Source organism: Gardnerella sp. DNF01198P, assembly GCF_049244165.1.
GTDB lineage: Bacteria > Actinomycetota > Actinomycetes > Actinomycetales > Bifidobacteriaceae > Bifidobacterium > Bifidobacterium swidsinskii.
On the sequence record NZ_CP058382.1, the window covers coordinates 486,492 to 512,222 of the forward strand.

The following is a 25,731-nucleotide window of genomic DNA, read 5'->3' on the forward strand; positions in this document are numbered from 1 at the left end:
GCGCAGACTGGCTCCTGTAATATCTTGACAAGACAACAGTTCACATTGTGCGACAAGTAAACATTGACTTGTCGCATGGGTTTGAATATTACTCGTATGCTCTTTTGGCGCGTGCATGACCACGCGCTGCGTATCTTCACTAAATCGTACTGCTATGGTTAAGAGCATACTGTTATCGGGAAGAAGGCTCGCTTCTAAGAGTCGACCGAATAACCATATGATAGTAGGAGTATTCAATGTCAGTTAACCTTTCTTTGATTACCGTGTGTGATGAGGTGCTGGCAGTGTTTCCTGTTGTAAAGCAGGTTGGCTAACCGATTGGTTTGCTGCTTGTAGATGTGGTGTGTCTTGCATCATATCGGGAGTTAACTGGTAGCGTTGCGCGAGTGTTTTATTCACATTGGTGATAAGACTGGTACTGGAGGTAACGACTTCGCTGATAAGCTGTTCTTTCTGTTTAATGTCCATTCCGTGAAGGTAACTATCAATATATGCAGCATTAACCTGCATGTCTCCCATACCGTAATAATTGGTAACAATACCGGCAGCAAGCTCCGCCTGATATTCTTGCAATTCACGTGGAAGATGCGTGTTTTTATGGAGGAGCGCGTGAGTTAACTCGTGCACGTACGTTTTTAAGTATTGACGGTTTTCCAGGCTTTGCTTTACCCATAGGCTATTAGCTGATGGGAAGAAGTAGCCGCGTTCGCCACCTTGATGGGCGAGAGGATCGTTAATGAATCCAATGCCTAACTGTTCGCGATACGCGTCAAGCGCGTCCTTGAGCGCATGGAAATGCTCAGTTGATCCTAAGAGGTAGAACTGTTGATAAATTTTTGGATACTGTTCAACCGGGCAGTTTGTTTGTGTCAAGTCAAATACAGGAACAGTTATGTATCCTTTTGATCGTTCACGTACTTCAAGCGCGTGGCTTGTAATCTGTTGTTTCTGTTCTCGTGTCGCATCGCGTAGAGCACACACGTAGTTGCCGTCAAGGCTAAACACTTCTTTAATAGTAGATGGTGCAAACACGCGTATTGCTTTCTCACCTTTACGAACCTGCCAGCCTTGTTTTTGCCACTGCTTATATCCGGCCGTTTGGATCGCTCCAGGATACTGATGTTTTACCAGTATCGTGTTGCGTGTGCTTAATTGGTGAAATTGCAGTTGCCAGCGTGCGAGTTCAAGGATTTGTTCCGGATCCTGCACATACGTTTCAATCGCTTGATGTAACTCGTTACTGAGTTCATTGACACGCTGTTTGATTTGCTCACTGCTCATTGTTTCCCTTTCTTTGCTTATCGTGTCCTGTGTCGGTTGATGAGTTGCGATGAGGGTCTTGTTGGCGCATCATCGTCTGTTTGCTTGATAGTTTGCTTGTTGATCTCGTGGAAGATGGTTTGTTTCACGATTCGTTCAAGAAGGCTGGACGCGGCTGTGAGCCTGACTGATTGCGAGATAGTAAGATCAGTTTCGTGCATACACCCAGGATTGATATGGGTTTGCTCATAGTAGATAAGACACTTGTTGACCAAGCGTCGCACGGTGTGTAATGCTTTGAGTGGATCATACGTGCCGCGAGTCTGATATTCGTGGAGTTTTTTAGCGAGATTCGTGACTTGTTCGGGATACTCTTGCTGAATAAGCATCATAATGTGGTTGGCTTGTTCAACGTCTTGTTGCCGTTGGCTCCGCGCGATTTTGTTACCTTCACGTAACATGTTTGCGAGATCCCATGGTTTGACACGCATGGTTTCCTTACCAGTAGGAGTCGAGTGGAACAGGGTAATGGGCTTGGTTTTATCCAACCAGAGACACACATCTTTTCCTAGGGTTTTGCGTTCCAGGTTTGTTGTTGACATGAAAGCGTCGAACGCCCAGCCTTCTACAGGATTATTGACGATTTGTGTACCGTTTGGCATGATGATGAGCATTTTCTTCCATTCACGACCATGCTTATCGGTGAACGTGTAAGGGCGTACCCATTGGCTTGAACACCATACGCTGATTAAAGTGTTATGCCTGGTAACCGTAAGCGTATCAAGTTGTTTATCGCGTGGATTTGGTGACGTTTGATAATCTTCGTGATAAGGGTTAATCTCAATCGTAGTTTGAGGACGAGTAATCAAGGGTTGTTCGCTCGTATGCCACATAACTGCTTGCTGGCTAATATGCCAAGTAAACGCATCTTTAACGCTTCCAGCATCCTTTTTACGCTGCTGATTATAAGAATCAACAAGCTGGCGTGCTTGCGTAAGAACCGTGGACTGTGACGCATGTTCGCCGAGATCGTATGCGAATTTCACTATGATCATTTCATGCGTATCCTGATGGTACTGCCAGTGGTAAAAATCGCGTACTTGATACTCTCCGCTCGTGGTTTGCTGCCAGGAAACTGTGAATAGGTCAATCCCATTGTCGTCAAGCATCCAACAGCATGGTGGTGTTTGTGCTTGAATTGCTTCCTGTAGTCGCGTTAAGCGTATTGCTTGCTCATCATTCATCGTAGGATCTTTCCTTTCGTGTTATTGTTTACTAATGGTTGGTGTTTGAACAGGTGGTTTCACTGTTTCGTGTTTCGTTTTCATTTTCTGCTTGTATTTGGTTTGAATCGTGTTCATCATGTCCTTCTTTGTTTTCACGTTGTTTGTCTTATGTTTCTCAGGCTTGTTTACTGGCTGATCATGTGTTGCGCGGTTGATTGCACGTTCGACACAGTGAGTGACGTGATCGGTATCTTTCCCAAGAAACATGAGCGTGAACTTGTCTGTACTCGTGTTTTCGATCGCGTAAGGAATCCCAGCCTTATATAAGGATTGTTCCAACTGTTGCAGTACGTTTTGTTGGAAGGTTTGCGTGTGCACGTCGCCAAGTGTTTGAAGATGACGTTCACTGACACGCCCTTGGCTGATCATGGTTTTACTTTTATGCGCCACAGTTTTCACACTTTTGCCTGTGATTTTCATGGTTTGACGCGCGGCTTTTCCTGACATGCGTTGTAAGAGTTGAGTGAGTTTAGCAAGTAAACGCAGTGCGATTCTGACAGTTTCACGCATGTTTTGCCTCATACTGTCGTAAAAATGTTCACCAGCATCCATAATGGGTTCCTTTCGTTAGTGTTTGATATTGTGTGTTGGCTGCTCACGTTGTGTGGTACGTGTTTTTTCCATGGTTACCTCACGCGTGTCACGTGATGTAAGTACGCGTGTAAGCGCGTTGAGTTTACGTGTTAATTCGTCAAGTTCTTGTTCACGTTCTTGTTTCGCGTGGTGTGTTTCGGCAACCAGAGTAGTGTCTGCTTGACTGATTGCTTCTTGTAAGGCGATTACGCAAGCAGATACCTGGCTACGTGCGCGTGCTACTTCCTGTTGAACCTGGCTGATGATTGCTTGTAAGTCACTGTGGGTTTGACTTTGATATTCAAGGATCGTGTTCAATGCGGTGACTTTATCTGATAAAACATCCAGTTTTTGCTGCTGGTATGCGTAGTAACGTTGTTGCGCGAGACTGACACCAATTTTCTCGTGTGGCAGATGCTGCGAAATGTCAACTTGCATATCAAGGGTTTGTGGTTGTTGGAAGTATTGGTAGAGTCCTGCTGCGTGCAGTTGTTTCAAGAATCGTCCTTGCTTGTTTTGTATCATCAGTCGTGTGGCGCGAGGGATAAATACGCGCCAAGTGGTTTCACCTGGTATCGTCCATGTTTTCTTGAAACTGATTTTCTGTGTGCGATGCGTGCCAGGAATCCACACGGTCACGCTCTTACCTGTTTGATTGGTGATCAGTGAAGTATGAAATGACATTTCCAACACGGTTGATTGTGCTAAGCGTGTCATGATCATGCTCGGCGTGTATGCTGCGCCAAGACGCGTATCACGTACCTTAAAACCGGTCGCGTCAACCGTGAAGCTAACGTGTTTACCACGTACGCTTACGCTAATACCAGTATCTTTTAATACGCGTGTGAACTCGGTAAAAGAAGTGACTTGCGCGCATGCTAGTTCGATACGCGCGCGTATGTCTTGTTTGACACTTGTTCCTTTTAACGTAGCGTAGAGTTCTTGCATGCACATCGGGATCGTCCCGTTCGACACGAGCATTGGGGTAATCACGTGTAAGTGTTCACGCTTGCACATGTCATCGGCGATCAGACGCCACTGATTAATAATGGTTTTCTCTGGATGCCATTTCAATCCAGTCATCGTGTTAGCAGCGCAGATAGCAATATGATCATGCAAGTGTGGACGATCTGTGTGAGTTGCGATCACATACTTGTTATTTCCGTGCGTGATACGCTCAGCAAACTCCATGCCTAACTCGTGCACGCGTTCAGGAGTCAGATTGTCTTCAGGAGCAAACGAGAGCTTAACATGATAGATAAGACGTGACGCGCGTTCGCCGCCAACAATTCCATGAGGAGTAGCACGTAAATCATTTTCCATAATCGAGGCAAGCAAACCACTATCATTGGTAGGCGCGGTGAAGTTGGAACTCACCAGAGTACCACCCAATGTTTTATCAGGATTCATAATGTAATCAAGCACACACCTGATACCAATCGTGCTACCAGTCTTTGTTGCTTTCACAATCCTGCCAAGTTTTACTACAGCCATTAGCACGCCTTACTTCACTGTTTGAGCGCGAGTTAATAGCGCGTCGCGATAAAACATTTCCAGTGTTGCTCGTACCTGACTCATCAAGTCGCATACTTGCAGGACTTGCTCACTCGTAATCGTTTTATTCTCGTTCGCCCAATGCGCAATCTGGTTAATGTTCACACCAATCTTCATGAGTTCACGCGCGATAGGCTCCGGATTCGTTAAAGGTTCCATGCGCGTAACTTTCACCACGCCACGTGTTAACAAGACGCGCGCAAAACACGTATACGAACGGTAGATAGCATCACATGTAACTGCATGCGCATACAATGTTTGTGCTTTACTCCACTCCTCAGGAGAAAACGCAATCTCTTTACGAATACGGCGTTGACGATTCTCATTCCAACTCATAACAGTATTTCTTTCTTACGCTTATGAAAATAATGATGATGAATTGCCGCGAAGCGGCTTAGCACACGAGTGTGCTTATAGGGTCTGGGTTTTCCCGAGCAAGCCAAACCAAAGGTTTGAGTAAATGTACGTACATTTGCGTCGCTTGCTACCTCATGCTTACAAGCATGAGGTAGACTGGTTCCTTCATATTTTTATGAGCATGGAAAGCGGGGATAATATTGCATGTTGAGTTCCTTTCTCGCGTGTGTTTGCGATGCTTATTTATAATTTTCGTAGAGATTACATGGAGTTGATTTGGACAAACTCGTTTTTCGTGTTCCAGGAACGATTCTCCTGGACGAGAGTTTGTTGAATGCTTTGAGTGGATAGGTACGCGTGTTTGTTCGTGCGAATAATGTGGTTCTCGCCAGTATTTTTCATGAGCTGTTTATGTATGAATACGTAAAAATTTTCGTAAAGATTGCGCAACATTAAGCAAAAATTCTGTGAGATTTATTTCATTGATTCAAGAAAAATTGTGTGTTTCGTTCAAGTTTTTTCTGTTACGAGCGTGTAACGTGAAGACTACAAGAACAAAATTTTTTCAAAAAATTTTCTCGTGCACGGAAAGGATTGATGAGTATGGTAAGTACGCTTGAACAAGTCAACAAGTTTTATGGAGTAGAAGAAGAACGATTAAAAACGAGTAAGAAAAATTGTGTTGAGTTCGCGAAAACACTGGAGGCTTACCGGCATGCGGTTGAAGTAATGCGTGTGTGTGGCGCGCATCTTGTGGAAGAAAACGCGTTGTCGCAAAAACAAATCACGACCATGTTCTCATTATCACCTGTTGAACGTAACGCGTTATTTAATAATGGCAGCACACGTAAGTGCAAAGTAGAAGTTAAGCAAGCAAAGTCTATCAAGCAACAAGAAAATGATGAAGCAATATCATCGCGTCAAGCATGGAATAATGAACAAGTTCACGCGTTCAATGATGAAACAATGTTTGCCGACCCGCGTGCGTAAACTCGTAAAAAGTCAAGCATGGCGTAGCGCTGGTCATGATAGGAAAGGAAAACCTATGCTCGTACAAGTTATTGGTTTGACCGGTAATGAAGCCACGATCACTGATTACGAGAATAATCAGATACGCGTGCATATTGATCGTGAAGACCATGATCTTATAAAAGCAACACTCGACACGTATGAGGAATGCGTATTTGAATACGATCCTGACACGCGCCAGTTTGTTACTTCAACTCTGCAAGAAGGAGAGTTACTGATGAACCCTGATGATTATCTTGATATCGATCAAGCGTAAAATAGTAAGCAAATGTTCACGTGTTTGGTAATAGTCAAGGGGTAAACAATGCCGTATCTGTTTGTTTTCCTTGTTGTGTCTATTGGGATTGCAGTAATACGGTTAGTGTTTAACGCAGTGTCAATAGTATCGAAGCTTGTTGCGCACCCGTTACTGATAATCTTGTGGATCATTCGATCGATTATTCTAATATTTGCTAGTGCATGCCTTTTGATTTTTGTGTTTGTTGATAAGAGTCATATGCCATCAGCATCTATCTGGGAAATGGTTTGGATTATTGTTAGCTGTCTTGTAATTGCTGGTATGTTACAGCTTGGTATTGAACGACTCGGGCAACACTTAACACGTAAAGAACTCGTGAAGCAAGCTCGACTTATGCGGCAAGCAGAACTTCAAGTCGATCAAGAAATGTTTATGGATGCTCGTTCATCTCATAGTAAGAACGATGATTGTGAAGATGTTGAAGTAATTGACGTGACTGCGATCGACAAAGATGAAAGATAATAAAAGTATCATGAATAAAACAGAAGACTTCAAGGAATAACTTGAAGTCTTCTGTTGGGAGGTGCTCCTACAGAGCACTCATAATTTATGCTATCGTGTAATAGTCCAGAAAAGGAAATGAAAAATTATATTTTATTATAACTTTTCTAACGAGCTAACACGTTGTGGGGTCACACCAATGATTGTTGCGACATCGCGAATTGTTAGGTCTTGATTACGTAAATTTTTCACGGTTTGACGCATTAAGTATGAGGCGTGTTCTTGTATTTTTATTGCTTTGCTCTTAGTCTCAAGCATTGCTTGTAGCATTTGCTCATCCTGCTTGCTTAATTGAGGTTCTACACTTATGTGTTCTATTTGTATATCGAGTAGTTGTGCTACGTCTTTCACCATTGCTTCAACCTGATTAAGCCGACGTGTTTGCGTAAACAAGTCAGGGATTTCGGGAACTTCGATAGCCCACCATTCATCACAACGGCGCGCGGTAGCAGTAGTACTCGTTAGTCTTTTCATGATTGTAGACACAGTTTATAGTTTATGCTGGCATGGTTTGCGCGGCATGTTGATATTGTGCTTCCAACGCATTGCGCAGCATGCCGCTGTAATTTATGCCAGCTTTTTGTGCCCACGTGTCAAGCCATGCGGGAATTGTTACGTTCTTGCGCACAGCTTTGCCGCCGTATTGAGCTGCATATGCATCCATATCAAGTGCAACCATGCTCACCGTGCTTGTAGGATCTTCCATTTTAATGCTACGAGGATCGCTTGGTGCCGGTGCAGGTCTTCCTGCTTCGAGCTCAGTTAATACCCAGCCACTGGCTGCATCTTGCGCCATCAATAATGCTTCGGCAATATTATCGCCGCCAGTTACACAACCCGGCAAATCTGGAACTTCTACCACATAACCACCGTTATGGTCTTCATAGGGCGTAAGAATAATCGGATATGCTAACTTCATTACTTACTTCACTTTCGTTTCGTTGATACCTGCTTGCTTCCAGATAGATTTCACAACCGACGGATGAATATCTCCAGGATGCTTTGGGACGGTAACTTTTCCAGGCTTGGTTGGATGAATGAACTGGCAATGGCTACCACGTTGCGCCAAATATTGCCATCCATCTGCTTTAAGACGTCGTTCAATTTCTTTGAATCTCACACTCTAATAATACGCATAATGCGCATTGGTGTCAATAGTTGAGTTGTCTTTATTTGAAGTATTATTCAATATTTGTTGCGCTAATAATGTTTTGTAACGCGTCAACTGGTAAGGCGACGTATCGTTGTGTTGTTGCCACGCTCTCATGACCAAGTGCTCGTGATACGGCGAAAATATCGTGTGTTTTACAATAGGCAGTTGTTGCAAATCGGTGACGTAGCGAGTGACCGCTCCAACCGTTTGGCAATAGGTCAGAAAGTCGTTTACCTATATAAGATTCTTCAACGTGTGTGTCTGAGTAACGTCCTGGATATAGGTAGCCGTGCTCTGCAATAATGTGCATGGCTATATCGGTGCTAATTGGTAGGCTGCGTTCTTTGTTTCCTTTGCCGTGAATGATAAGTGCATAACCGCCGTATGCGTCATTGATAATATCGTTACTGTGTATTCTACAGATTTCACATCGTCTTAGACCGTAGCCAGCGGCTAAGATAATCATCAGGCGCTCTTTGTTGTTGTGGACTTGTTCAAGTGCGTTGGTGATGTATTGGTCAGGACATGGGTGTGGTAATGGTCTACTGGGTCGTACTGAAGGTAAATCGAATGCTGGATCGTCTGTGCGTATGTGTGTGTGGAAAAGGTAGTTAAAAAATCCTCGTATAGCAGCACGATTGCTTTTTCGTGTTTCGTTAGCCCAATTTTTGTTGGCTAGCCATGTAACTAGTTCTTCATTGGAAACTGTTGTTACATTGAGATCGATTGCCATGCGTACAAGTTGGATGCGTCTGCTTTCGAGTGTTTTCGGTGATTGGCCTGCTGCCTTGAGTGTGAGTATGTAGTTATTGATATAAGTTTCTGCTGGTTCGCCAGCATGTTTCTTATCTTTTCTTTCTTTCTGCACGATTAGCAGATTAGTACAAAGTCTAAGCTTATTGGTATATCATACAAGTAGTATAGTTTTTTGCAACCGTCGGTCCAGGGTTCAAGCCCCTGAGGCCCCACAAGATATTAATAATGCCACTTCATTATGATTTATGAAGTGGCATTTTTGCATCTTATAATTTAAATTTTTTTGTTTTATTTGTTATTTTCTGCCATTGACAAGTAATCTGGTATTTGTTTTGGATACTTAGGCCATGCTCCTTCTTGAGTGCACACAAATGCTGCAGTATTAACAGCTGCGCGATGCGCCTCTTGCAAGCTTTCTCCCTTAAGAATATGCGCTGCAAATGTTCCTGAGAACGAGTCTCCAGCACCAACTGTGTCAAGAACTTCAACGTGTGGAGTTGGGATAGTAGAGCTTTCTCCGGTGTTTGTAGTAATCGTGCTAAAAGTAGAGCCGCCTGTAAGAATCACATAATCTAGTCCGTAACGAGCTTGGAACCACTTGCAAGCTTCCTCGTCTGAAGTGTCGCGAATATTGAACATATCGCGTAATAAGAATAGTTCCGAATCGTTAAGCTTAAATACTGTTGCTTCTTGAAGTAATGTGTCGATAAGATCCTTAGAGTAGTGATCGCTTCTAATGTTAATATCGAAGAACTTCATTGCTCCAGGCTTAGTATGCTTTAACAATTGCAAAATTGTGTCGTGAGTTTCTTGAGAACGTAAGCTTAGAGTGCCAAAGCATACTGCATCTGCTCGTTCTACTAAATCAATGAGTTCTCGAGTGTAAAGAATATGATCCCATGCTATATTTCGCAGAATAGTGTACTCTGGTATTCCATTTTTTAGTGTTACTTCTACAGTGCTTGTTGGCCAAGCGTTGCGTTGAATAATTGAAGCGATGCCAGCTTTGTTCACTTTGTCAATCAGCTCATCGCCGAGTTGGTCTTGACCAACAGCGCTAATCATGCAACTTTGCGCTCCGTGACACTGTGCATGATATGCAAAATTTGCTGGTGCTCCGCCAACACGTTTTCCGTGTGGAAGCAAATCCCATAAAAGTTCGCCGAGTGAAAGAACAATTGGCTTAGTCATAATATTCCTTTCGCACGCGTCAGTGCAGCAAGTTTGTAGAGCTATACTTTTTACTAAATATCTTCTCGCTTCTTCAAAAGCATTTTGATGCAAATTTTGCTTGTAAAAATGCTATACGAACAATTATGGTGCGCCCTTTCGATAAGTAATATGCGCAATGCGTGTTACGTTTCTATAGAGCGCACCATAAGTGCTATATTGTGTACGTTTAACTTAGCTTATGCTGGCGTACTATATTATTATTATTCTTTTTTATTATATTTTTCTATTATTTTGATTTATTGCTTAATGCTGAAAAATATCACTTTTGTGAGCTTGTTCAGCCATCCATGCTTCTACATCATCGATTTGCTTTGGAATGTCAATAGAAAGCCACTCTGGACCGTTTTCAGTCATTAGTACATCATCTTCAATACGAATTCCAATTCCGCGCATTTCTTCCGGTAGCATCAAATCGTTAGCTGCAAAGTATAATCCTGGCTCAATAGTGAATATCATTCCTGGAGTAATTTTTGCGCTCTGATAAGACTCGTAGCGTGCTTGTGCGCAATCGTGCACATCCAAACCAAGATGATGAGCAACGCCGCAAGCGTGCCAACGACGATGTTGTTGACCTTCTGGCGAAAGTGATTCTTCAACGCTTACTTTCAAAATTCCCCATTCGTGCAAGTGTTCAGCTAGAACGCGCATGCAAGCATGGTGAATATCGGAGTAGGTTGCACCTGGCTTAGCAGCCTCAAAACCGGCTTGCTGAGCGTCAAGAACGCACTGGTAAAGCTTCTTTTGCAAGTCAGTGAATTTGCCGTTCGTTGGGAAAGTTCGTGTAATGTCAGCAGTGTAGAGGCTGTTAACTTCAACGCCGGCATCAATAAGTAGCAATTCTCCGCTGGAAACAACGCCAGTATTGCGCATCCAGTGCAAAATTGGCGCGTGCTTGCCGGAAGCAACAATCGTGTCGTAGCCAACTTCGTTGCCTTCTTCGCGAGCAACAGAATTAAAAGCACCCTCAATCATGCGCTCGGAATGCTCATGACCCAAAGCATTAGGCAAACGCGTAAGCATGCGGTCAAAACCAAGTTTTGTGGCGGCAATAGCTTTGCGCATTTCGCGAATTTCGTAGTCGTCCTTAAGCATTCGTGCTTCTGCAGCGAATTCGTGCAATTTGTCGTCTGCGCAAGTGTTTGCATCTTCATCAGTAAATCCACTTGCTTCTCGCATTGTTTCAACTTTTGCAGTAAGCTCAGGATCGGTTTCTCGAACAATTCGCACGCGAATGCCTTCACCATTAGCATCGTCGCTTACGTTCTTTGCAATAGCGTCATCAAGTTCTGCAATATCGCGCGTTTCAATGCCAGTCATTGCTTTAAGTTCTTTTAAGCCTGCGCGAGGACCAACCCAATATTCTCCGTAGTGAGGATCCTTGTAAAATGCTGAAGTGCTGTTATCTGCGCGTGGAGCTACAAAAAGCTCAGGTACATGCGTTTTTCCAGCCTTAGCTTCTTCGCTGTCTTCGCTGACTGGCTCCATAACAAGCACAGCACCAGCCTCATAGTCTTGTCCTAAGCCAGTGTAGTAAGCAAATGTAGTGTCTGGACGGAAAGCATAATCGCAGTCGTTATTACGCACCTTTGGTTGTCCTGCAGGAATAACTAAACGTTCACCTGGGAAACGCTTTGAAAGAGCCTCTAAACGAGCTGGAATGTACTTGCTAGATTCAAGAGCTTTAACTTCTGGCTCCTGGTTATCCCAGTTATTCGTCATAAAATCTTTAAAAGAATCACTGTTTGGACGAAGTGAACGGTTATTTACGCGATCTTCTGCCTTTTGCGTGCCGTCAGCTTTTAGCTCTTCGCCGTGCTCAGTTGGCGTATATTCTGCCATTATGAGACTCCTTAATTTTTGCTTGTTAATTTTTGCTTGCGCAAATTATACAAATAGTAAATAAACAGTCAATAAACTAACATAGTCTTATTTAGTGTTTTATGCGAGTTTTTTAGTGCAAAATAGCAAGATTTTATACGCAATTTACAAAGTGCGTATAAAACGCTTTTGCTATGTGAATATTGTCACAACATATTTATATGCGTGTGTTGTTGGTATCAACTAATCTAGATTGTTGGAAAATGAGTAAGCGAGCGTAAAAATTAGGGGGAGTAGTTATGTCTATTGAAAATCCAAATCGCAATAATGAGCGAATTGTTGATATCGAACGCAATATTATGAGTCGAGCTCCAGAACACAATAAAACTAATCTCGACTTGGATCGCATGCGTCTTATTCTCGATATTTTAGGTCATCCAGAGCAGTCTATGCGTGTTATTCACATAACTGGTACGAACGGCAAAGGTTCTACTGCTCGAATGGCTGAGTCAATTTGTCGAGCATACGGTTTGCGAACCGGATTATATACTTCTCCACATTTGGAGCGCGTAAACGAGCGCATTATGATTGACGGACAGGAAATTAGTGACAATCAGTTCGTTGATGTGTGGGATCAAATGAAAGACATTATCGACATGGTTGACGCTCGCATGGAAGCTGACGGTAAGCCAAAAATGAGCTTTTTTGAAGTGCTTACAGCCATGGCAATTTGGGCTTTTGCGGACGCTCCTGTTGATGTTGCTGTTATGGAAGTTGGCATGGGTGGCGAATGGGATGCCACTAATGTTATGAATGCTGATGCTGCAATTATTGGGCCGGTTGATATGGATCACATGCAATGGCTTGGAAACACTGTTGAAGAGATTGCTCGCACGAAGGCTGGTATTATTAAGCCAAATTGCACTGTTATTTTGGGTCCTCAGCCGCATGAAGCTAAGGTTTTGCCAATTATTAAGGAAGTTGCAGAGCGCAACCATGCTACATTATTGCGCGATTCTTCTTATGGCGATGGCGAACTTGAAGTTGTGTCTCGTACTCCTGCAGTTGGTGGACAGGTTGTTACTTTGCGTACACCTCTTGGCACTTATGAGGATGTTCCGGTTGACAAGTTTGGCAAGCATCAGGCTCATAATGCTTTGGCAGCTCTTGCCGCTGCAGAGGTTGTGCTGCCTGTAAGTGGTGCTTTGGATGGCGATTTAGTTGCAGAGGCTTTAAGTCAGGTTAAGGTTCCTGGGCGTATTGAGCAGGTTCGTACTTCGCCGACAATCATTATTGATGGTGGACATAACGTGAATGCTGCCGAGTCTCTTCGTGAAACTATTGAAGAAAACTATCATTTTGAGCAGCTTATTGGCGTTGTGGCAATGATGGCAGATAAGCAAGTTGAAGAATACTTGGGTGTTCTTGAACCTATTTTGACGAAGATTATTGTTACGCGTAATTCTTGGCGGGACCGTGTAATGGATCCGGAAGATCTTGAAAAGGTTGCTGTAGGCGTGTTTGGCAGGGATCGTGTGATTCGCGTTGACGAGCTTCCGGATGCTATTCAAACGGCTGTGAATCTTGTTGATGAAGACGATGAGCTTGGCGTGGGCTACGGTCACGGCGTGCTTATTTGCGGAAGCTTTGTTACGGCAGGAGATGCTCGCACAATGCTTGTTGAGCATGTGAATCCGGATTTAAAAAAGCCTAAAGATCAGCGCGTTGCAATTCACCCGAATATTGACGAGTCCTGAAAATTAAGCTATTTCTGCTACTTCATTCGCAAAGATTTAGCTTTTTCTACAGTATTTTTTACAAGTACTGCTTGAGCGTCAACTAACGGTATTTGCGGAAGAGGAAAAGCTTCATTAAGTACGCTTAATTCTGTGCAACCCAAAATAAGTGCGTCGCAACGGCACGCTCCTGCAGGGTCAAGCATGTCGCTTAAAACGGACTCGTAACGGCGTAAATTAAGATTACCTGTGCCTTTTACATCATCATAAATAAGTGATGTAATGCGTTTTTGTAAATCGTCGTCGGGTGCTACGAATGTGTATCCTGCTTCTTCTATAGCGCGCTGATACACTCCAGCTTTACGCGACCCTGCAGTACCTAAGAATCCAATACGGTTACATTTAGACTTTGGGTAACGTTTAGAAACTTCAGCTACAGCACCACGCGGCATATGTATAATTGGCACGTCGGTAAGTGCTTGGAACTTATCGTAAAAGTAATGCGCAGTATTGCACGTGAGCACAATAAATGAAGCACCCATCGCAGTTGCTTTAGCTATGTCGTCTGCAAGAGTAGGGAATGGGCTTTCGGATGATTCGCCAACAATATATGCTGTTCTATCTGGCACAGAAGCATCATTGAATACCACATAATCTAAAAACTCTTGATCGTTATGTGCATGCGTTTCTTTATTAAGTAAACGAATATAGCTTTCTGTTGCAAGTGTGCCCATGCCGCCAAGTACAGCAAAAAACGGACGTTTCATTGTCTCATATTCCCTTCAAAGTTACGTAATAATTTTCACGCTTTATTGCGGAAAAATTCTGCGTAACGCCTTGTGTAAATTGAAAACATATGACGAATCATCAACCAGCGTAGCAGATTCATATCTTTTTTATATTCTAGCGTAGTGCCCCAATCGCCGCGACGAATCATATTAAGACCGCGCTTCTTTTCATCGCCTTCTGCTACATAATTGCAAAATATCGATCGCGGAATCTCCATCCACAACTTTTCTCCACGACCGAACACAGTATTTCCGTCAAAAGGCTTATGGTCAATTAAATCTTCAACAAAATATTTAGCAATATTAAATCCGTTTAAAGTGACGAAATAGCTTGAACGGCCTTGGCGTAAATTGATTTCAAAAAGCTTATATTTTCCGTCTCTCTCATCGTATTTCATATCAAAATTAGCTACGCCAACGTAATGTATATCTTCCAAAAATGCTTTAATATTTTGGAAAACTTCTTCATTGTAGTCTGGAATAATAGCTGCATAATTGCCAATCGCTTCTGGAGTTGGATCCTCCAGCAGAGGGTGTCCTAGAAACATCATGCGCACATGATGATCGCTATCAACGTAAGCATTTAGCACACGCATGCGGCTGTCGTCTCCAGGAATAAAGTCTTGCAAAATCATTTCGTCATCGTAGCCAGCTTTGTACGACCGTTGAATAAGAGTATCAAGTTCTTGCGGAGTATTGATAATAAAAGCTTTTTTACGTCCCTCAAAATCAATATCAAGCCATTTAGTGCTATTCGCTGGTTTCATAGCAATAGGGAAGCTGAATGGCAAATCTTCATAAGCGTGCGCTGCTACTTCTTGAGCGTTTACAACTTTAGTTTTTGGATGAGGAAGATTGTATTTTTCACAAGTTTTATAGAATGAGCTTTTAAGGCTAAGCTGGCGATTGAGCGAATTTGGCAATGTGTGGAAAGCAAAATATTCGTGCAATTCATCACCGCATTGGCTTAGAAGGTTCGCATATACGTCGCCGCAAGGAATAAGCAGAAGCTTGGTATTAGGATGCTCTTGATGCCATGATTTAGCAAAATTAAGCATTGTATTGCGGAATGTAGGAAGTTCTCCAAAGCCTGGAACAATTCTCACATCGACAATTTTGCTAAATTTCGTAGGTGAAAGTTGGAAGTGCGCAAAAGCAATTGAAGTAATGCCATATTCTTCATGGAATGCTCGAGCCATGCCATATGCGTTTATATCGCTACCGAGTAACACAGGTTGGAATTGTTGATTATTCATTTGTATCTTCTTCATTTGTTTTAATTTGTTATTTAACTTGTTTGTTATTTAGTTTGTTAGCTAGCTTGTTATTTAGTTTATGTAGTAATTGCGTTTATTTTATTCGTATATTTTCATACTTTCGCATAAGCGTATTACAGACCAAAAAGACGCTTTATTACGAATGAATCACCCTCATACGGCACATGCTTTCGTTTGTTTTTAATCCAACGTTCATCGCCCTTACCAATAGCAAGAAGAATGTTTAATCTTCCATTTTTTTGTTCGCTGTTTGCAGCATCGTTGTAAGCGTATTCTATTGCTTCAGCTCTGTCGATAATAATGCGTGAAGAAACATTTGGGTCCGTAACATAACTTTGCATATCCTCGCAAATATGCATTACGTCTTCAGTATCAGTATCTTCAGTAGTGAAAATAAACTGTTCTATGCGGTTTTGCGCTGCTTCAACAATTTCTTTACGACGGTCGACAGCTTTATCTCCTGTGGAACCAGTTATTAGCGTAATTCGAGGATTAAATTTGCCGTAGCGCTCTTCTACAAAGTCAAGAACTGATTTTGTAGAAATGTAGTTATGCGCATAGTCGACAACTGCAATCATATTTGAGTGCGTGTCTTTGAAAACTTCCATGCGTCCAGAAATTTTCACGTTCTCAATAGCGTGTAATGCGTGTAAATCAGTATCTTGATTAATTCCCAATTCTCCTGCAATAGCGATTGCAGCTAAAGCATTTTCGTAGTTAAAATCTCCTGCAATAGACAATGCGAATTCGTCAATAGGGCAGTAGTGCACGTCTTCTTCGTAGTCGTTATCTTCATAGTCGTCGTCTTCGCTTGAGTCTCGCATAGCGATGCAGTGTGATTCACTATTTTCTACTGGCATTGCAATGTAGTCAGGAGTAAGTAATTCTGTGTAGTCATCATCGTTAGCAGGAGCGCAATAATTTATGCGATCGTCGTCAATATCATCGAAATTGTCATTTTCGCAAGTATCGCCTTCTATTTCATCTTTTTTAATGCGAGCAAAAGTTGTTACGAGCACATTGTTGCGTTCTGCATCTTGTAAAAGAAGATCTGCGTGATCTGTATCAGAATTTAGTACTAAACGCTTAGTATTTGCAATAATTTGTCGTTTGCAATACAAGTAATCTTCAAAAGTTGGGTGTTCAATAGGGCTAATGTGGTCTGGGCTAATGTTTAAGAATGCTGCAACATCGAATTTAAGACCATATACGCGATTCACCTTATAAGCTTGTGAAGAAACTTCCATAACAAGATACTTCATGCCGTTATCTACAGCTTCGCGCATCATTTTGAAAGCATCAAAACTTTCAGGAGTAGTTAAATTAGATTCAACGTAATTTTTTCCGTCTACGCAATTATCTACTGAAGAAAACAGTGCTGCTTTACCGTGCGAATGGGAGTTTAGAATAGCGTGAGTAAAGTAGGCTGTAGTTGTTTTGCCTTTAGTTCCAGTAATTCCAACAATAGTGAGTTTTTCTTGTGGATTTCCAAAGAATGCTGCTGCAAGCACGCTCATTGCTTTTTTAGCATCCGTAACAATTAAACCAACAGCTTTTGTGTATTGTGCGTAGCTTTGTTCAGCAACATATGCAGCAAGTCCTTTGTTGTCTGCATTTAAAAGATATTCCGACTGAAAATTGCCTTTAATAAACAGAAGTGTCCCAGGTGTAATATCGCGAGTATCGTAAGTTGCGTTAGTAAAGCACTCATCTGCATCAATATTTGGGAAATAATACGGATTTAAAGACCATATTTCATTGCGAGAATGAGTAGAGTCTACAGTTTTTTCTTTAGTATTAGCACTATTAGTATCTTCTGCTTTACAATATTGAATCATTTCGCGTAACAAACCATAGTGTTGCAAAATTTCACTTGCGTTTGCTAGTGACAACGTGTTATGCATGATCATAATTTACTTCTTTTCGCCAAATGTTTTATAGCCATGTTCCAGTAATAGGCTCACGTCCGTGAGATTGCAGCCATTGATTGAAGCTATCTCGCCAATTAATATAAGCTTCGCGCTGCCAATCCATCATAGTATTCAGCCTCATGCAACTTACTGACTCATATAGTTTGCTCATTGGAGCAATCAAATCAAGAGCTGCAACTGTGTCTGCTGTAGCATCGTGGAAATCTCCGATTGGTTCAACTCCATAAAATTGAGATGTAATAGTGAGAGTACGCTTGCCGGATCTTCTAGAAACAGCTCTATCGATAACAAGAGGATCAACAGTAAGAATGTCATTAGCGTTTAGTGCATGTATTGAACAAGTTGCGCGTTCTTCTAGCGCAGTAAGATGCCAACGCTTCAAGTCGTGACGTAACATTGAAATATCAAATGGAGCGTTATAAGCAAGTAGTGGAATATTCTTAGCTTGAGCCATGCTTACTGCGCGTGCAAGGAATTCAAGTTCTTCTTCAGGCTCTCCGCCGTGTTCTTGAAGGTATTCGTCTGTGAAACCATTTACTTCGCTTGCCTTAGGATTCATAGGCTGATGAGGGTTAATTAACCAAGTTGATACCACATCTCCATCGTGAGCTAGTTCAGGATTGCGTAATACTAGAGTTGCAGAAACAATGGCATCTTTACCAATATTTGCACCTGTAGTTTCAGTGTCGAAACCAAGTAACCATGATTCAGCAAGTAATGTATTCTCAGCTTGCTTAGGTGCTAAATCTAAAGCATTTAACAATTCTTGAATATGAGTTGGCATAGTCACAATACTACCGCAATGTCACGCAATGTCACACTATGCCGCGCTGCGTTATTGTGCTGCGCTGTGTTATCATCTCGCTCTGCGCTACACTATGCAACACGATAAATCAGTAGCGATATGTGCAAAGTAAAAGTATTATTGACTATATGGGTGAGCAAATCGAGAAGACAAATGTTATGTGCTCTAAAAGCGTAAGAGCTAAAAAACAAAGTGCAAAAAATCGTAATGCTCGCTTATTTAGTGATCGTTTAGTAGATACTAAGCAAAGTTCTGCAATGGAAAGTCGACGCAAAAGATTTGAACAACTTGTATCTACTTGCGTTGATCCTTTGTACACTCAAGCTATGCGTCTTACGCAAAATGCGCAGGATGCGCAAGATTTAGTGCAAGATACTTTTGAGCGTGCTCTTAAATCTTTTGAAACTTTTCAGCCTGGCACAAATTTTGCTGCCTGGATTAACAGGATTGAACGAAATTTGTATTTTAATCAGTACGCGAAAGCAAAACGAAGCCCTAAACGTGCTAACGATGAAACTGGCGACTACAATGATTGGGATATTTATGAGGCTTCTAATCATTGCGCAAAAGGAATGCTTTCTGCTGAACAAGAATATTTAGAAGGGTTTGCTCCACAAGAGATTATTGCTGCGCTTAGTAAGTTGCCGCCTGAGCGTAGAAAAGTTTTTATTGAAGTCGCTATTCGAGGTAAATCTTATAAACAAATTGCCCAAGAAGAAGGCGTAAAAATAGGAACTGTTATGAGCAGACTTAACCGCGCTCGCATGCAACTTAAACGTGAGCTTTCTGATTATTGTGGTGAATAAAAGTATGCTAAAACGAAAAAGCCCACGATTGACGTGGGCTTTACAGTATGTATAAGCGAATTTATAGCTTAAGCATTTGGCCTTTTGCCATGATTCGCTGCTTTTTTACGACGCGCCTTGCGCTTGCGGCCACGCATACCCATAATGCACTCCTTAACGATTAATGAACAACCTTAGGGATTATCGCACGTTGCCAAGACGTTATATTTGTCAACGTACTAATCTCGTGCGAGTAATCACTTGTTAGTAACAATATTTGCAGTAATAAAGCTTATGTTGCTTATGCTGCTATATCAGCTACAGTTGCGTTTAATAATGTTACGATATCTTGAGGATTAAGAACTACGTCCAATCCTCGTTTTCCTCCAGAAACAAGAATCTCATCAAATTGCATTACGCTACTATCTAGTACTGTTTCATGGTGCGTTTTTTGTCCGAATGGTGAAATTCCGCCAACTACGTAGCCGCTTTCTCGTTGCGCAACTTCTGGGCTTGTCATACTTGCTTTCTTTGCGTGTACGGCTCCTGCAATTGCTTTCATATTGAGACGTCCGTTTACTGGAACAATTCCAACTACTCGCTTTTCACCAGTGTCAACCATGAGAGTTTTGCAAACTTGAGCTGCGCTTACGCCTAGCTTTTCAGCAGCCTCAATTCCGTAGCCGTCGTCCATGTGATCAGCGTCATGCTCGTATTGCGCTATGCGGAAGGTGATGCCTGCGTTTTCGAGTTGCGCAATAGCAGGAGTTGCTTTTCCGGTTTCTGCATGTTTTTTACTCATTTTGTTACCGTGCCTTATACTCAGCCATCAAATTCTGTTACATGATATGCTATACCGACTGTTGACTTAACATATAAACCCCTTGTGTAGCTTAGAAAGCAGCACAAGGGGTTTTGATACATTAAATATTCGCACAACCAGCTATTGCTGATTGATGCTTAGCGAAATTACTCGGAGATTTCAGCGAAGTAAAGAAGGGTGCGAATCATGTTGGAGGTGAAGCCGTACTCGTTGTCGTAGAAGGTAACGGTACGAGCCAAAGTTACACCGTCAACAGTGTTCACGTCGGTCTGAGTTGGATCGAAAACGCCACCGTGGGTGTCGCCGATGATGTCAGAAGACACGATGCTGTCTGCATTGTAACCGAAGTACTCGCAGTTTTCGAAAGCCTTCTTGAAAGCGTCGTTAATTTCTTCAGTGGTTGCTGGCTTCTCAAGAACAGTAGTCAACTCGGTAACAGAGCCGTCTGGAACTTGAATGCGCTGTGCGTGACCCTGGAGCTTGCCGTTAACTTCTGGCACAACCTTGCCGATTGCCTTAGCAGCGCCGGTGGAGTGCTCAATGGTGTTGCAAGCTGCGGAACGGTTGTTGCGTGGCTTGGAGCCGCGTGGGCCGTCGAGAATCATCTGAGTGCCGGTGTAGGCGTGAATTGTGGTCATGAAGCCGGACTTGATTCCCCAGTTGTCTTGAAGCAACTTCACCATTGCGGCCATGGAGTTGGTGGTGCAAGAACCAGCGGAAACAATGTTGTCAGAAGCCTTCAAGATTTCGTGGTTAACGCCGAACACAACTGTTGGAGTGGTTTCGTCCTTAGCAGGAGCAGAAATAAGAACCTTCTTAGCACCTGCGTTCAAGTGAGCCTGGGACTTTTCTGCAGAAGTGTAGAAACCGGTGCATTCGAGAACGAATTCAACGCCGTCGTTCTTAACCCATGGAATGTTATTTGCGTCTTTTTCGGCGTAAACCTTATAAGTCTTGCCATCTACAACGATTGCGTCTTCGGTGGAGGTTACCTCAACTGGGGTGCCGTCATCGTGGCGGAATGTGCCGTGGGTGCTGTCATACTTGAGTAAGTAGGCGAGCATCGAAGGGGTGGTCAGATCGTTGATGGCTGCGACTTCGATGTCACCTGCTTGACCGCCGCGAGCTTGAAGCTCAAAAATACGACGGAATGCGAGACGACCGATACGACCGAAACCATTAATACCAATCTTGACTGTCATGTGGTTCTCCCTTGAGTGAGACCTCGTGCGCAACGTTTTAAGTCGCGCTATTTTCGCGATGAAAACTCACGCATTTAGGTCATCGTTATTTGAATTAACGGTGTTCATTTTAGTGTGCGGTATGTACGAAGAGTTGTAATATAGCTCACTTTTATTGCAATAATGCATTGTGAGAACAGTGAGCGTTAACATGCTGTGTTTTATGAGTGTTTTTGTGAATTTTTTGATAGTTTCCAGTTGCGTTTTTGCATAACATTTTACGAATCAATATTGTTCAATTGAACAACGCATGTAATGTTAAAAAGAAAAAGGCTGACGAGTTTTTCAAGTAAAAGAACCTCGTCAGCCATTTGCACAAACTAAAGTTTGCGCCTATTCGTTATACGTCATTGCTTCAGCAGCTGCAGTAGTCGAATATGTTGGAGTAGTTTCGCTTTCAAGAGGAACTGCTAATGCCTCAGATATAGAAGTATCGACTTCGCCTAAATCTCCAATTGGTCTTTTAAACCAGCTCACCTGTGGTAATGGAGCATTAATAGGGAAGGTTACAATAAGTGTTCCTTCATGAACGTCAATATGAGCAGGCGTATCATTTAATAATTCGTTACTTAAACCTTGTACTGCATCTCCATGCATGGTTGCGTGTTTAAGCTGATACTTTAATCCAACTTCATTTACATCATTAGAAACTGGAGTATGAGAAAAAACGGAAACTATGCGCAAATCATTTCCAGATGATGCTGGAAAATCAAGAGATCCATCATGTATTGCTGTAACAATTTGACCGTCGCCGTACAAGAATCCAATTCCACCGCGACGCGCTAAACGAACCATAAGTTGAATATTGGAAATAGTATGGTCGACTCGACCACCTAATCCTCCGAAAATATGAAATTCTCGAGAGCCTTTAGCCCAACCGACTTTCAACGCAGAAAGTAAGTCCGGATCATCTTTTTCTGCAGGCAATCTAGTAATAACTGCATCAGTAGGGAGCTTTAATCTAACAGAGTCAAAATCGCCGATGAGCGCATCTACATGCAAACCTAATTTACATGCATGATCCCAGCCTCCATCAGCTGCAATTGTTAAAGCGCGATCTGGCACATGCTCACGCGTATGATCGTAATAATCTCCTGCTGCTAATACTACGCAGCGTTGCAAAGGTTCCATAGCAACATAATAACGCTGCATTTGTACTGATACCATACATTTACAACAAGAGTTTATAAGCGTAGTTGTTAACCAACATTTGACTATGTTTTATGCCATTTTTGGATTTGATATTAACGTATTTTATTGCTTTTATTCCGGCAAATACAGGAATTTTTAGACTAATACTCGCTTAACATAAAGTGCTTGGTGTAATATTGCATGGCAAGTTAGATTTTCCAAGTTATTATGGATTTTCGTTAATTATTTGCTAGTAGACTAACGTAATGCTGTGTTGTATATTCTACGAGGAGAAATAAATGTGCGGAATTGCAGGGTTCATTAATGACACCCCAATTAACGTCAAAAGCCAAATTGTAAAAGATATGACAGATGTGATTGCGCATCGTGGTCCTGACGAGTATGGAACTATGATTGACGAACACGCAGCACTTGGTTTTCGTCGACTTAGCATTATAGATCTTCACGGTGGATCCCAACCTATGTACAACGAGGATGGGAATCTTGCAGTTACTTTTAATGGTGAGATTTATAACTACAAGCCACTTCGCGAAGAACTTATTAAAGCTGGTCACACTTTCCATACTGATTGCGATACAGAAGTATTAGTGCACGGATACGAAGAGTGGGGTAAAGGCTTACTTAATCGTTTACGCGGAATGTTTGCATTTGTTATTTGGAACAAGAGTACTCAAGAATTGTTTGGCGCTCGCGACCATTTCGGTATTAAGCCTTTTTATTATGCGCAAATGAATGGTACTTTTATGTACGGATCCGAAATTAAATCTTTACTGCGCCATCCAGATTTTAAGAAGGAACTTAACGAAAATGCGCTTAAGCCGTTTATGACATTCCAATATCCTGCAATTAACGAAACTTTCTTCAAGGGCGTTTTTAAGCTGCGTGAAGGTAATTGCTTTACGTATAAGAATGGCGAAATGAAGATTGAGCAATATTACGATCCTAATTTCAAAGAAACAAAGCAACGCTTGAATGAATTAGTTGATTCTATTGATAAAACAGTTTGTGATTCTGTTCAAGCTCACCAAATTGCGGATGTTGAAGTTGGTTCGTTCCTTTCTTCTGGAGTTGATTCAAGTTATGTTGCCGCTGTTGCGCGCCCTGAACACACATATTCTATTGGTTTTGCTGGTGGAAGATACAATGAATCCAAACAAGCAAGCGAATTGGCAAAAATTATTGGCTTAAACAATAAATCTGAAATTATTGACGCTGCTGACGCATTCCGTTATTTCCCACAAATTCAGTGGTATTTGGACGAACCTGATTCTAATTTCTCTTGCGTCCCATTATTCTTCCTTGCAAAATTAGCTTCGCAAGATTTACGCGTTGTGCTAAGCGGTGAGGGAGCAGATGAATTATTTGCAGGATACATTGATTATGGTGTTCATACGCGTTCTAAACTTATTAAAGTTGTGACTCGCATGCTTGCAAAGTTGCCAAAAAAGTTGCGTTACGCGATTGGTCGAGCTGCAAAGGGTAAGCATTTCCATGGAGCGTGGCATTTGTACGCTAATTTGGCTCCAGCTGAGGAGCATTTTATCGGTCAGTCAAAGGTTTTCAATGAGGAAGATGCTGTAAAACTTTTGAAGCCTGAGTATCGCAAGGGTCCTAGCGTTCGCAGCATTGTTGATGCTATTTACAATAGAATTGCTGGTAAGGGACTTTCTGAAGTGAAGAAAAAGCAATATCTTGATATGCATCAATGGATGCCAGGAGATATTTTGCTTAAGGCAGATAAAATGACTATGGCACATTCTTTGGAGCTTCGCGTGCCTTTGCTTGATCGTGTTCTTATGGATGTTGCAGAAAAAGTTCCTACTAAATATTTAATTACTGATGAAAATACGAAGTTTGCTTTCCGAAAAGCTGCGTCCCGTCATTTGCCAAAAGCTTGGTATGACAGAGAAAAGCTTGGTTTCCCTGTGCCAGTTAAGGATTGGTTGCGTGAGGAACGTTTTTATAAGATTGTCCGTAAGACGTTTGAAAGTGACGATGCTGCTAAATTCTTCGATAGAGATGCTTTACTTCGTATGATTGACGATAATTATGCAAAGAAAAATGACGATCGTCGTAAGATTTGGACAGTTTACACATTCCTGACTTGGTATGATGTGTACTTTAATCATGATGGATTGAAGCCTGAGCCAATGCAGTTAGCGTAGAAATCGCATAGTTCTAGCTTTGATTTGTGGCAGTCAAAACGCGTTTCGTGTGTTGGCTGCTTTTTTGTCAAGGCTTCTAGTAAAATGAATATTCGGCTTGAGTAATCAAGAAAGTGGGATGTCCCCACCTGGAAGCCTACTGTGGTTTCGGGTTCATGACTTCGGTCACGCAAGTTAGCTCTTGTGCTGCTTGCTGCGCTGTTATATAGCGTTTTATTGATATGAAGTGGTGAATCTTAAGCTCTTGGACTTCTTGGTGTATTACATCTTACAAGTATTTAGAAGGATTGGAGTCATCATTAGCGACGAACCACGCATTAACGAGGAAATTCGAGTCCCTCAGGTGCGCCTTATTGGTCCAAAGGGCGAGCAAGTGGGAGTTATCGCAACCTCTGTCGCGTTAAACCTTGCAAGGGAAGCTAACCTCGATCTTGTCGAAGTTGCACCTACTGCTAAGCCTCCAGTAGCCAAGCTTATTGACTACGGTAAGTACAAGTACAACGAAAAGATTAAGGCTCGTGAAGCACGTCGTAATCAGACCGTCGCAGAGGTTAAGGAAATTCGTTTCCGTCTCAAGATCGACGATCATGATTTCGATGTGAAGAAAGGTCATGTGCTTCGTTTCTTGAACGGCGGAGACAAGGTAAAAGTAACTATTATGTTGCGTGGCCGTGAGCAATCTCGTCCGGTTGGTGGCGTTGAATTGTTGCGCCGACTTGCAGATGAGGTCTCTGAAAGTGGCACAGTAGAGTTTGCGCCAAAGCAAGAAGGTCGAAATATTATTATGACTCTTGCTCCAAAAGGCAAGAAAATTCATACACAGTCTGAGCAACGTCGTCGTGGCGCTGAATCTCGCGCTGAGCGTCAAGCTCGTCAGGCTGCTCGTCTTGCAGCTAAGCAAGAGGTTCAGTCACAAGCTGCAGCTGCAGTAAATGCTATGCAATCCGATCAACATCACAAGGAGGGCAGCAATGCCGAAGATGAAAACTAATTCCGCAGCGTCCAAGCGCGTTCGTCTTACCGGTACCGGTAAGGTGATGCACGATGGTAGCGCCATGCGCCACAACTTGGAGCACAAGTCGGCTCGTAAGCGTCGTGCTCTTTCTGAAGATAAAGTATTGGCTACTGCGCAGAGCAAGAAGCTTAAGGGCTTGCTCGTTAAGTAAGTAACAAGTAAGAATTGCTTGTAAACGAATACGCAATCGAAAAT

At 42.4% G+C, this 25,731-nt stretch carries 27 protein-coding genes; 8 read left to right on the forward strand and 19 right to left on the reverse strand.

Features of this window, described 5'->3' with window-relative positions; all coding sequences use genetic code 11:
* Positions 1–258 precede the first annotated feature (258 nt).
* From HXT44_RS02145 to mobC, 5 genes are all read right to left on the reverse strand, one after another.
* Positions 259–1,281, reverse strand: a complete 1,023-nt coding sequence (locus HXT44_RS02145) for an ArdC-like ssDNA-binding domain-containing protein (RefSeq protein WP_004110469.1) — start codon at positions 1,279–1,281, stop codon at positions 259–261.
* A gap of 17 nt (positions 1,282–1,298) precedes the next feature.
* Positions 1,299–2,315, reverse strand: coding sequence for a hypothetical protein (locus HXT44_RS02150; RefSeq protein WP_421783051.1), 1,017 nt, complete (start codon positions 2,313–2,315; stop codon positions 1,299–1,301).
* Positions 2,316–2,525: 210 nt separating this feature from the next.
* Entirely contained in the window at positions 2,526–3,098 is a 573-nt protein-coding gene (locus HXT44_RS02155; protein ID WP_033888608.1) for a DUF3801 domain-containing protein, read from the reverse strand.
* Between the two features lie 15 nt (positions 3,099–3,113).
* The gene (locus HXT44_RS02160) at positions 3,114–4,613 is read right to left on the reverse strand and encodes a relaxase/mobilization nuclease domain-containing protein (RefSeq protein WP_421783053.1); all 1,500 of its coding nucleotides are present in this window, start codon (positions 4,611–4,613) and stop codon (positions 3,114–3,116) included.
* Between the two features lie 9 nt (positions 4,614–4,622).
* Positions 4,623–5,009 carry a plasmid mobilization relaxosome protein MobC gene (gene mobC / locus HXT44_RS02165; RefSeq protein WP_421783055.1) on the reverse strand — a complete coding sequence of 129 codons (387 nt, stop codon included), beginning with the start codon at positions 5,007–5,009 and terminating at the stop codon, positions 4,623–4,625.
* Positions 5,010–5,624: 615 nt separating this feature from the next.
* On the opposite strand from mobC, the gene HXT44_RS02170 reads away from it, so the two are divergent.
* The 3 genes from HXT44_RS02170 to HXT44_RS02180 are packed head-to-tail and all read left to right on the forward strand — an operon-like array spanning position 5,625 to position 6,819.
* Entirely contained in the window at positions 5,625–6,020 is a 396-nt protein-coding gene (locus HXT44_RS02170; protein ID WP_157754332.1) for a hypothetical protein, read from the forward strand.
* A 55-nt stretch (positions 6,021–6,075) separates the two neighbouring features.
* Positions 6,076–6,315, forward strand: coding sequence for a hypothetical protein (locus tag HXT44_RS02175; protein WP_033888610.1), 240 nt, complete (start codon positions 6,076–6,078; stop codon positions 6,313–6,315).
* A gap of 48 nt (positions 6,316–6,363) precedes the next feature.
* The gene (locus HXT44_RS02180; RefSeq protein WP_421783058.1) at positions 6,364–6,819 is read left to right on the forward strand and encodes a hypothetical protein; all 456 of its coding nucleotides are present in this window, start codon (positions 6,364–6,366) and stop codon (positions 6,817–6,819) included.
* Positions 6,820–6,954: 135 nt separating this feature from the next.
* On the opposite strand, the gene HXT44_RS02185 is transcribed toward HXT44_RS02180, so the two are convergent.
* The 6 genes from HXT44_RS02185 to HXT44_RS02210 all read right to left on the reverse strand — a co-directional run bounded on the left by HXT44_RS02185 (position 6,955) and on the right by HXT44_RS02210 (position 11,839).
* Complete coding sequence (locus HXT44_RS02185) at positions 6,955–7,332, reverse strand: hypothetical protein (RefSeq protein ID WP_033888656.1); 378 nt, start codon at positions 7,330–7,332, stop codon at positions 6,955–6,957.
* Positions 7,333–7,354: 22 nt separating this feature from the next.
* Positions 7,355–7,777 (reverse strand): type II toxin-antitoxin system HicB family antitoxin, encoded by a 423-nt coding sequence (locus tag HXT44_RS02190; RefSeq protein ID WP_004110454.1) that lies wholly within the window; start codon positions 7,775–7,777, stop codon positions 7,355–7,357.
* Positions 7,778–7,780: 3 nt separating this feature from the next.
* Complete coding sequence (locus HXT44_RS02195; RefSeq protein WP_004110451.1) at positions 7,781–7,978, reverse strand: type II toxin-antitoxin system HicA family toxin; 198 nt, start codon at positions 7,976–7,978, stop codon at positions 7,781–7,783.
* Positions 7,979–8,039: 61 nt separating this feature from the next.
* The gene (locus tag HXT44_RS02200; protein WP_421783061.1) at positions 8,040–8,477 is read right to left on the reverse strand and encodes a tyrosine-type recombinase/integrase; all 438 of its coding nucleotides are present in this window, start codon (positions 8,475–8,477) and stop codon (positions 8,040–8,042) included.
* A gap of 578 nt (positions 8,478–9,055) precedes the next feature.
* Positions 9,056–9,958 (reverse strand): carbohydrate kinase family protein, encoded by a 903-nt coding sequence (locus tag HXT44_RS02205; protein ID WP_064621670.1) that lies wholly within the window; start codon positions 9,956–9,958, stop codon positions 9,056–9,058.
* 285 nt (positions 9,959–10,243) lie between these two features.
* Positions 10,244–11,839: an aminopeptidase P family protein gene (locus tag HXT44_RS02210; protein ID WP_103013940.1), complete on the reverse strand. Its 1,596-nt coding sequence runs from the start codon at positions 11,837–11,839 to the stop codon at positions 10,244–10,246.
* 278 nt (positions 11,840–12,117) lie between these two features.
* On the opposite strand from HXT44_RS02210, the gene HXT44_RS02215 reads away from it, so the two are divergent.
* On the forward strand, positions 12,118–13,575 hold the full coding sequence (locus HXT44_RS02215; protein ID WP_103013941.1) for a bifunctional folylpolyglutamate synthase/dihydrofolate synthase: 1,458 nt from the start codon (positions 12,118–12,120) through the stop codon (positions 13,573–13,575).
* 17 nt (positions 13,576–13,592) lie between these two features.
* Here the strand turns inward: HXT44_RS02215 and HXT44_RS02220 are convergent, their stop codons facing one another.
* From HXT44_RS02220 to HXT44_RS02235, 4 genes are all read right to left on the reverse strand, one after another.
* On the reverse strand, positions 13,593–14,321 hold the full coding sequence (locus HXT44_RS02220) for an aspartate/glutamate racemase family protein (RefSeq protein WP_103013942.1): 729 nt from the start codon (positions 14,319–14,321) through the stop codon (positions 13,593–13,595).
* Positions 14,322–14,356: 35 nt separating this feature from the next.
* Positions 14,357–15,598, reverse strand: coding sequence for a carboxylate--amine ligase (locus HXT44_RS02225; protein ID WP_421783064.1), 1,242 nt, complete (start codon positions 15,596–15,598; stop codon positions 14,357–14,359).
* Positions 15,599–15,732: 134 nt separating this feature from the next.
* Positions 15,733–17,529 carry a UDP-N-acetylmuramoyl-L-alanyl-D-glutamate--2,6-diaminopimelate ligase gene (locus HXT44_RS02230; RefSeq protein WP_421783066.1) on the reverse strand — a complete coding sequence of 599 codons (1,797 nt, stop codon included), beginning with the start codon at positions 17,527–17,529 and terminating at the stop codon, positions 15,733–15,735.
* Between the two features lie 25 nt (positions 17,530–17,554).
* Positions 17,555–18,334 (reverse strand): exonuclease domain-containing protein, encoded by a 780-nt coding sequence (locus tag HXT44_RS02235; protein WP_004573910.1) that lies wholly within the window; start codon positions 18,332–18,334, stop codon positions 17,555–17,557.
* A 278-nt stretch (positions 18,335–18,612) separates the two neighbouring features.
* Between HXT44_RS02235 and HXT44_RS02240 the strand changes: the two genes are divergently transcribed.
* A complete protein-coding gene (locus HXT44_RS02240) occupies positions 18,613–19,161 on the forward strand; it encodes a sigma-70 family RNA polymerase sigma factor (RefSeq protein ID WP_032835266.1) in 549 nt (182 codons plus the stop codon).
* Positions 19,162–19,229: 68 nt separating this feature from the next.
* Here HXT44_RS02240 and HXT44_RS02245 read toward each other — a convergent pair whose 3' ends face one another.
* The 4 genes from HXT44_RS02245 to HXT44_RS02260 form a co-directional block, all read right to left on the reverse strand.
* Entirely contained in the window at positions 19,230–19,304 is a 75-nt protein-coding gene (locus tag HXT44_RS02245; protein WP_369803150.1) for a 50S ribosomal protein bL37, read from the reverse strand.
* Between the two features lie 137 nt (positions 19,305–19,441).
* A complete protein-coding gene (ybaK, locus tag HXT44_RS02250) occupies positions 19,442–19,942 on the reverse strand; it encodes a Cys-tRNA(Pro) deacylase (RefSeq protein WP_004105119.1) in 501 nt (166 codons plus the stop codon).
* A gap of 167 nt (positions 19,943–20,109) precedes the next feature.
* Complete coding sequence (gene gap / locus HXT44_RS02255) at positions 20,110–21,165, reverse strand: type I glyceraldehyde-3-phosphate dehydrogenase (protein ID WP_004573912.1); 1,056 nt, start codon at positions 21,163–21,165, stop codon at positions 20,110–20,112.
* A 372-nt stretch (positions 21,166–21,537) separates the two neighbouring features.
* Positions 21,538–22,335 carry a thiamine diphosphokinase gene (locus HXT44_RS02260; RefSeq protein WP_064621400.1) on the reverse strand — a complete coding sequence of 266 codons (798 nt, stop codon included), beginning with the start codon at positions 22,333–22,335 and terminating at the stop codon, positions 21,538–21,540.
* Between the two features lie 299 nt (positions 22,336–22,634).
* Here HXT44_RS02260 and asnB point away from each other — a divergent pair, with 299 nt between their 5' ends.
* The 3 genes from asnB to rpmI all read left to right on the forward strand — a co-directional run bounded on the left by asnB (position 22,635) and on the right by rpmI (position 25,687).
* Positions 22,635–24,521, forward strand: coding sequence for an asparagine synthase (glutamine-hydrolyzing) (gene asnB, locus HXT44_RS02265; protein ID WP_119504674.1), 1,887 nt, complete (start codon positions 22,635–22,637; stop codon positions 24,519–24,521).
* A gap of 229 nt (positions 24,522–24,750) precedes the next feature.
* Positions 24,751–25,512, forward strand: coding sequence for a translation initiation factor IF-3 (gene infC / locus HXT44_RS02270; RefSeq protein WP_012913964.1), 762 nt, complete (start codon positions 24,751–24,753; stop codon positions 25,510–25,512).
* Entirely contained in the window at positions 25,493–25,687 is a 195-nt protein-coding gene (gene rpmI, locus HXT44_RS02275) for a 50S ribosomal protein L35 (RefSeq protein WP_004128670.1), read from the forward strand. The genes infC and rpmI overlap by 20 nt, the downstream gene beginning before the upstream one ends.
* The last annotated feature ends 44 nt before the right edge of the window (positions 25,688–25,731 follow it).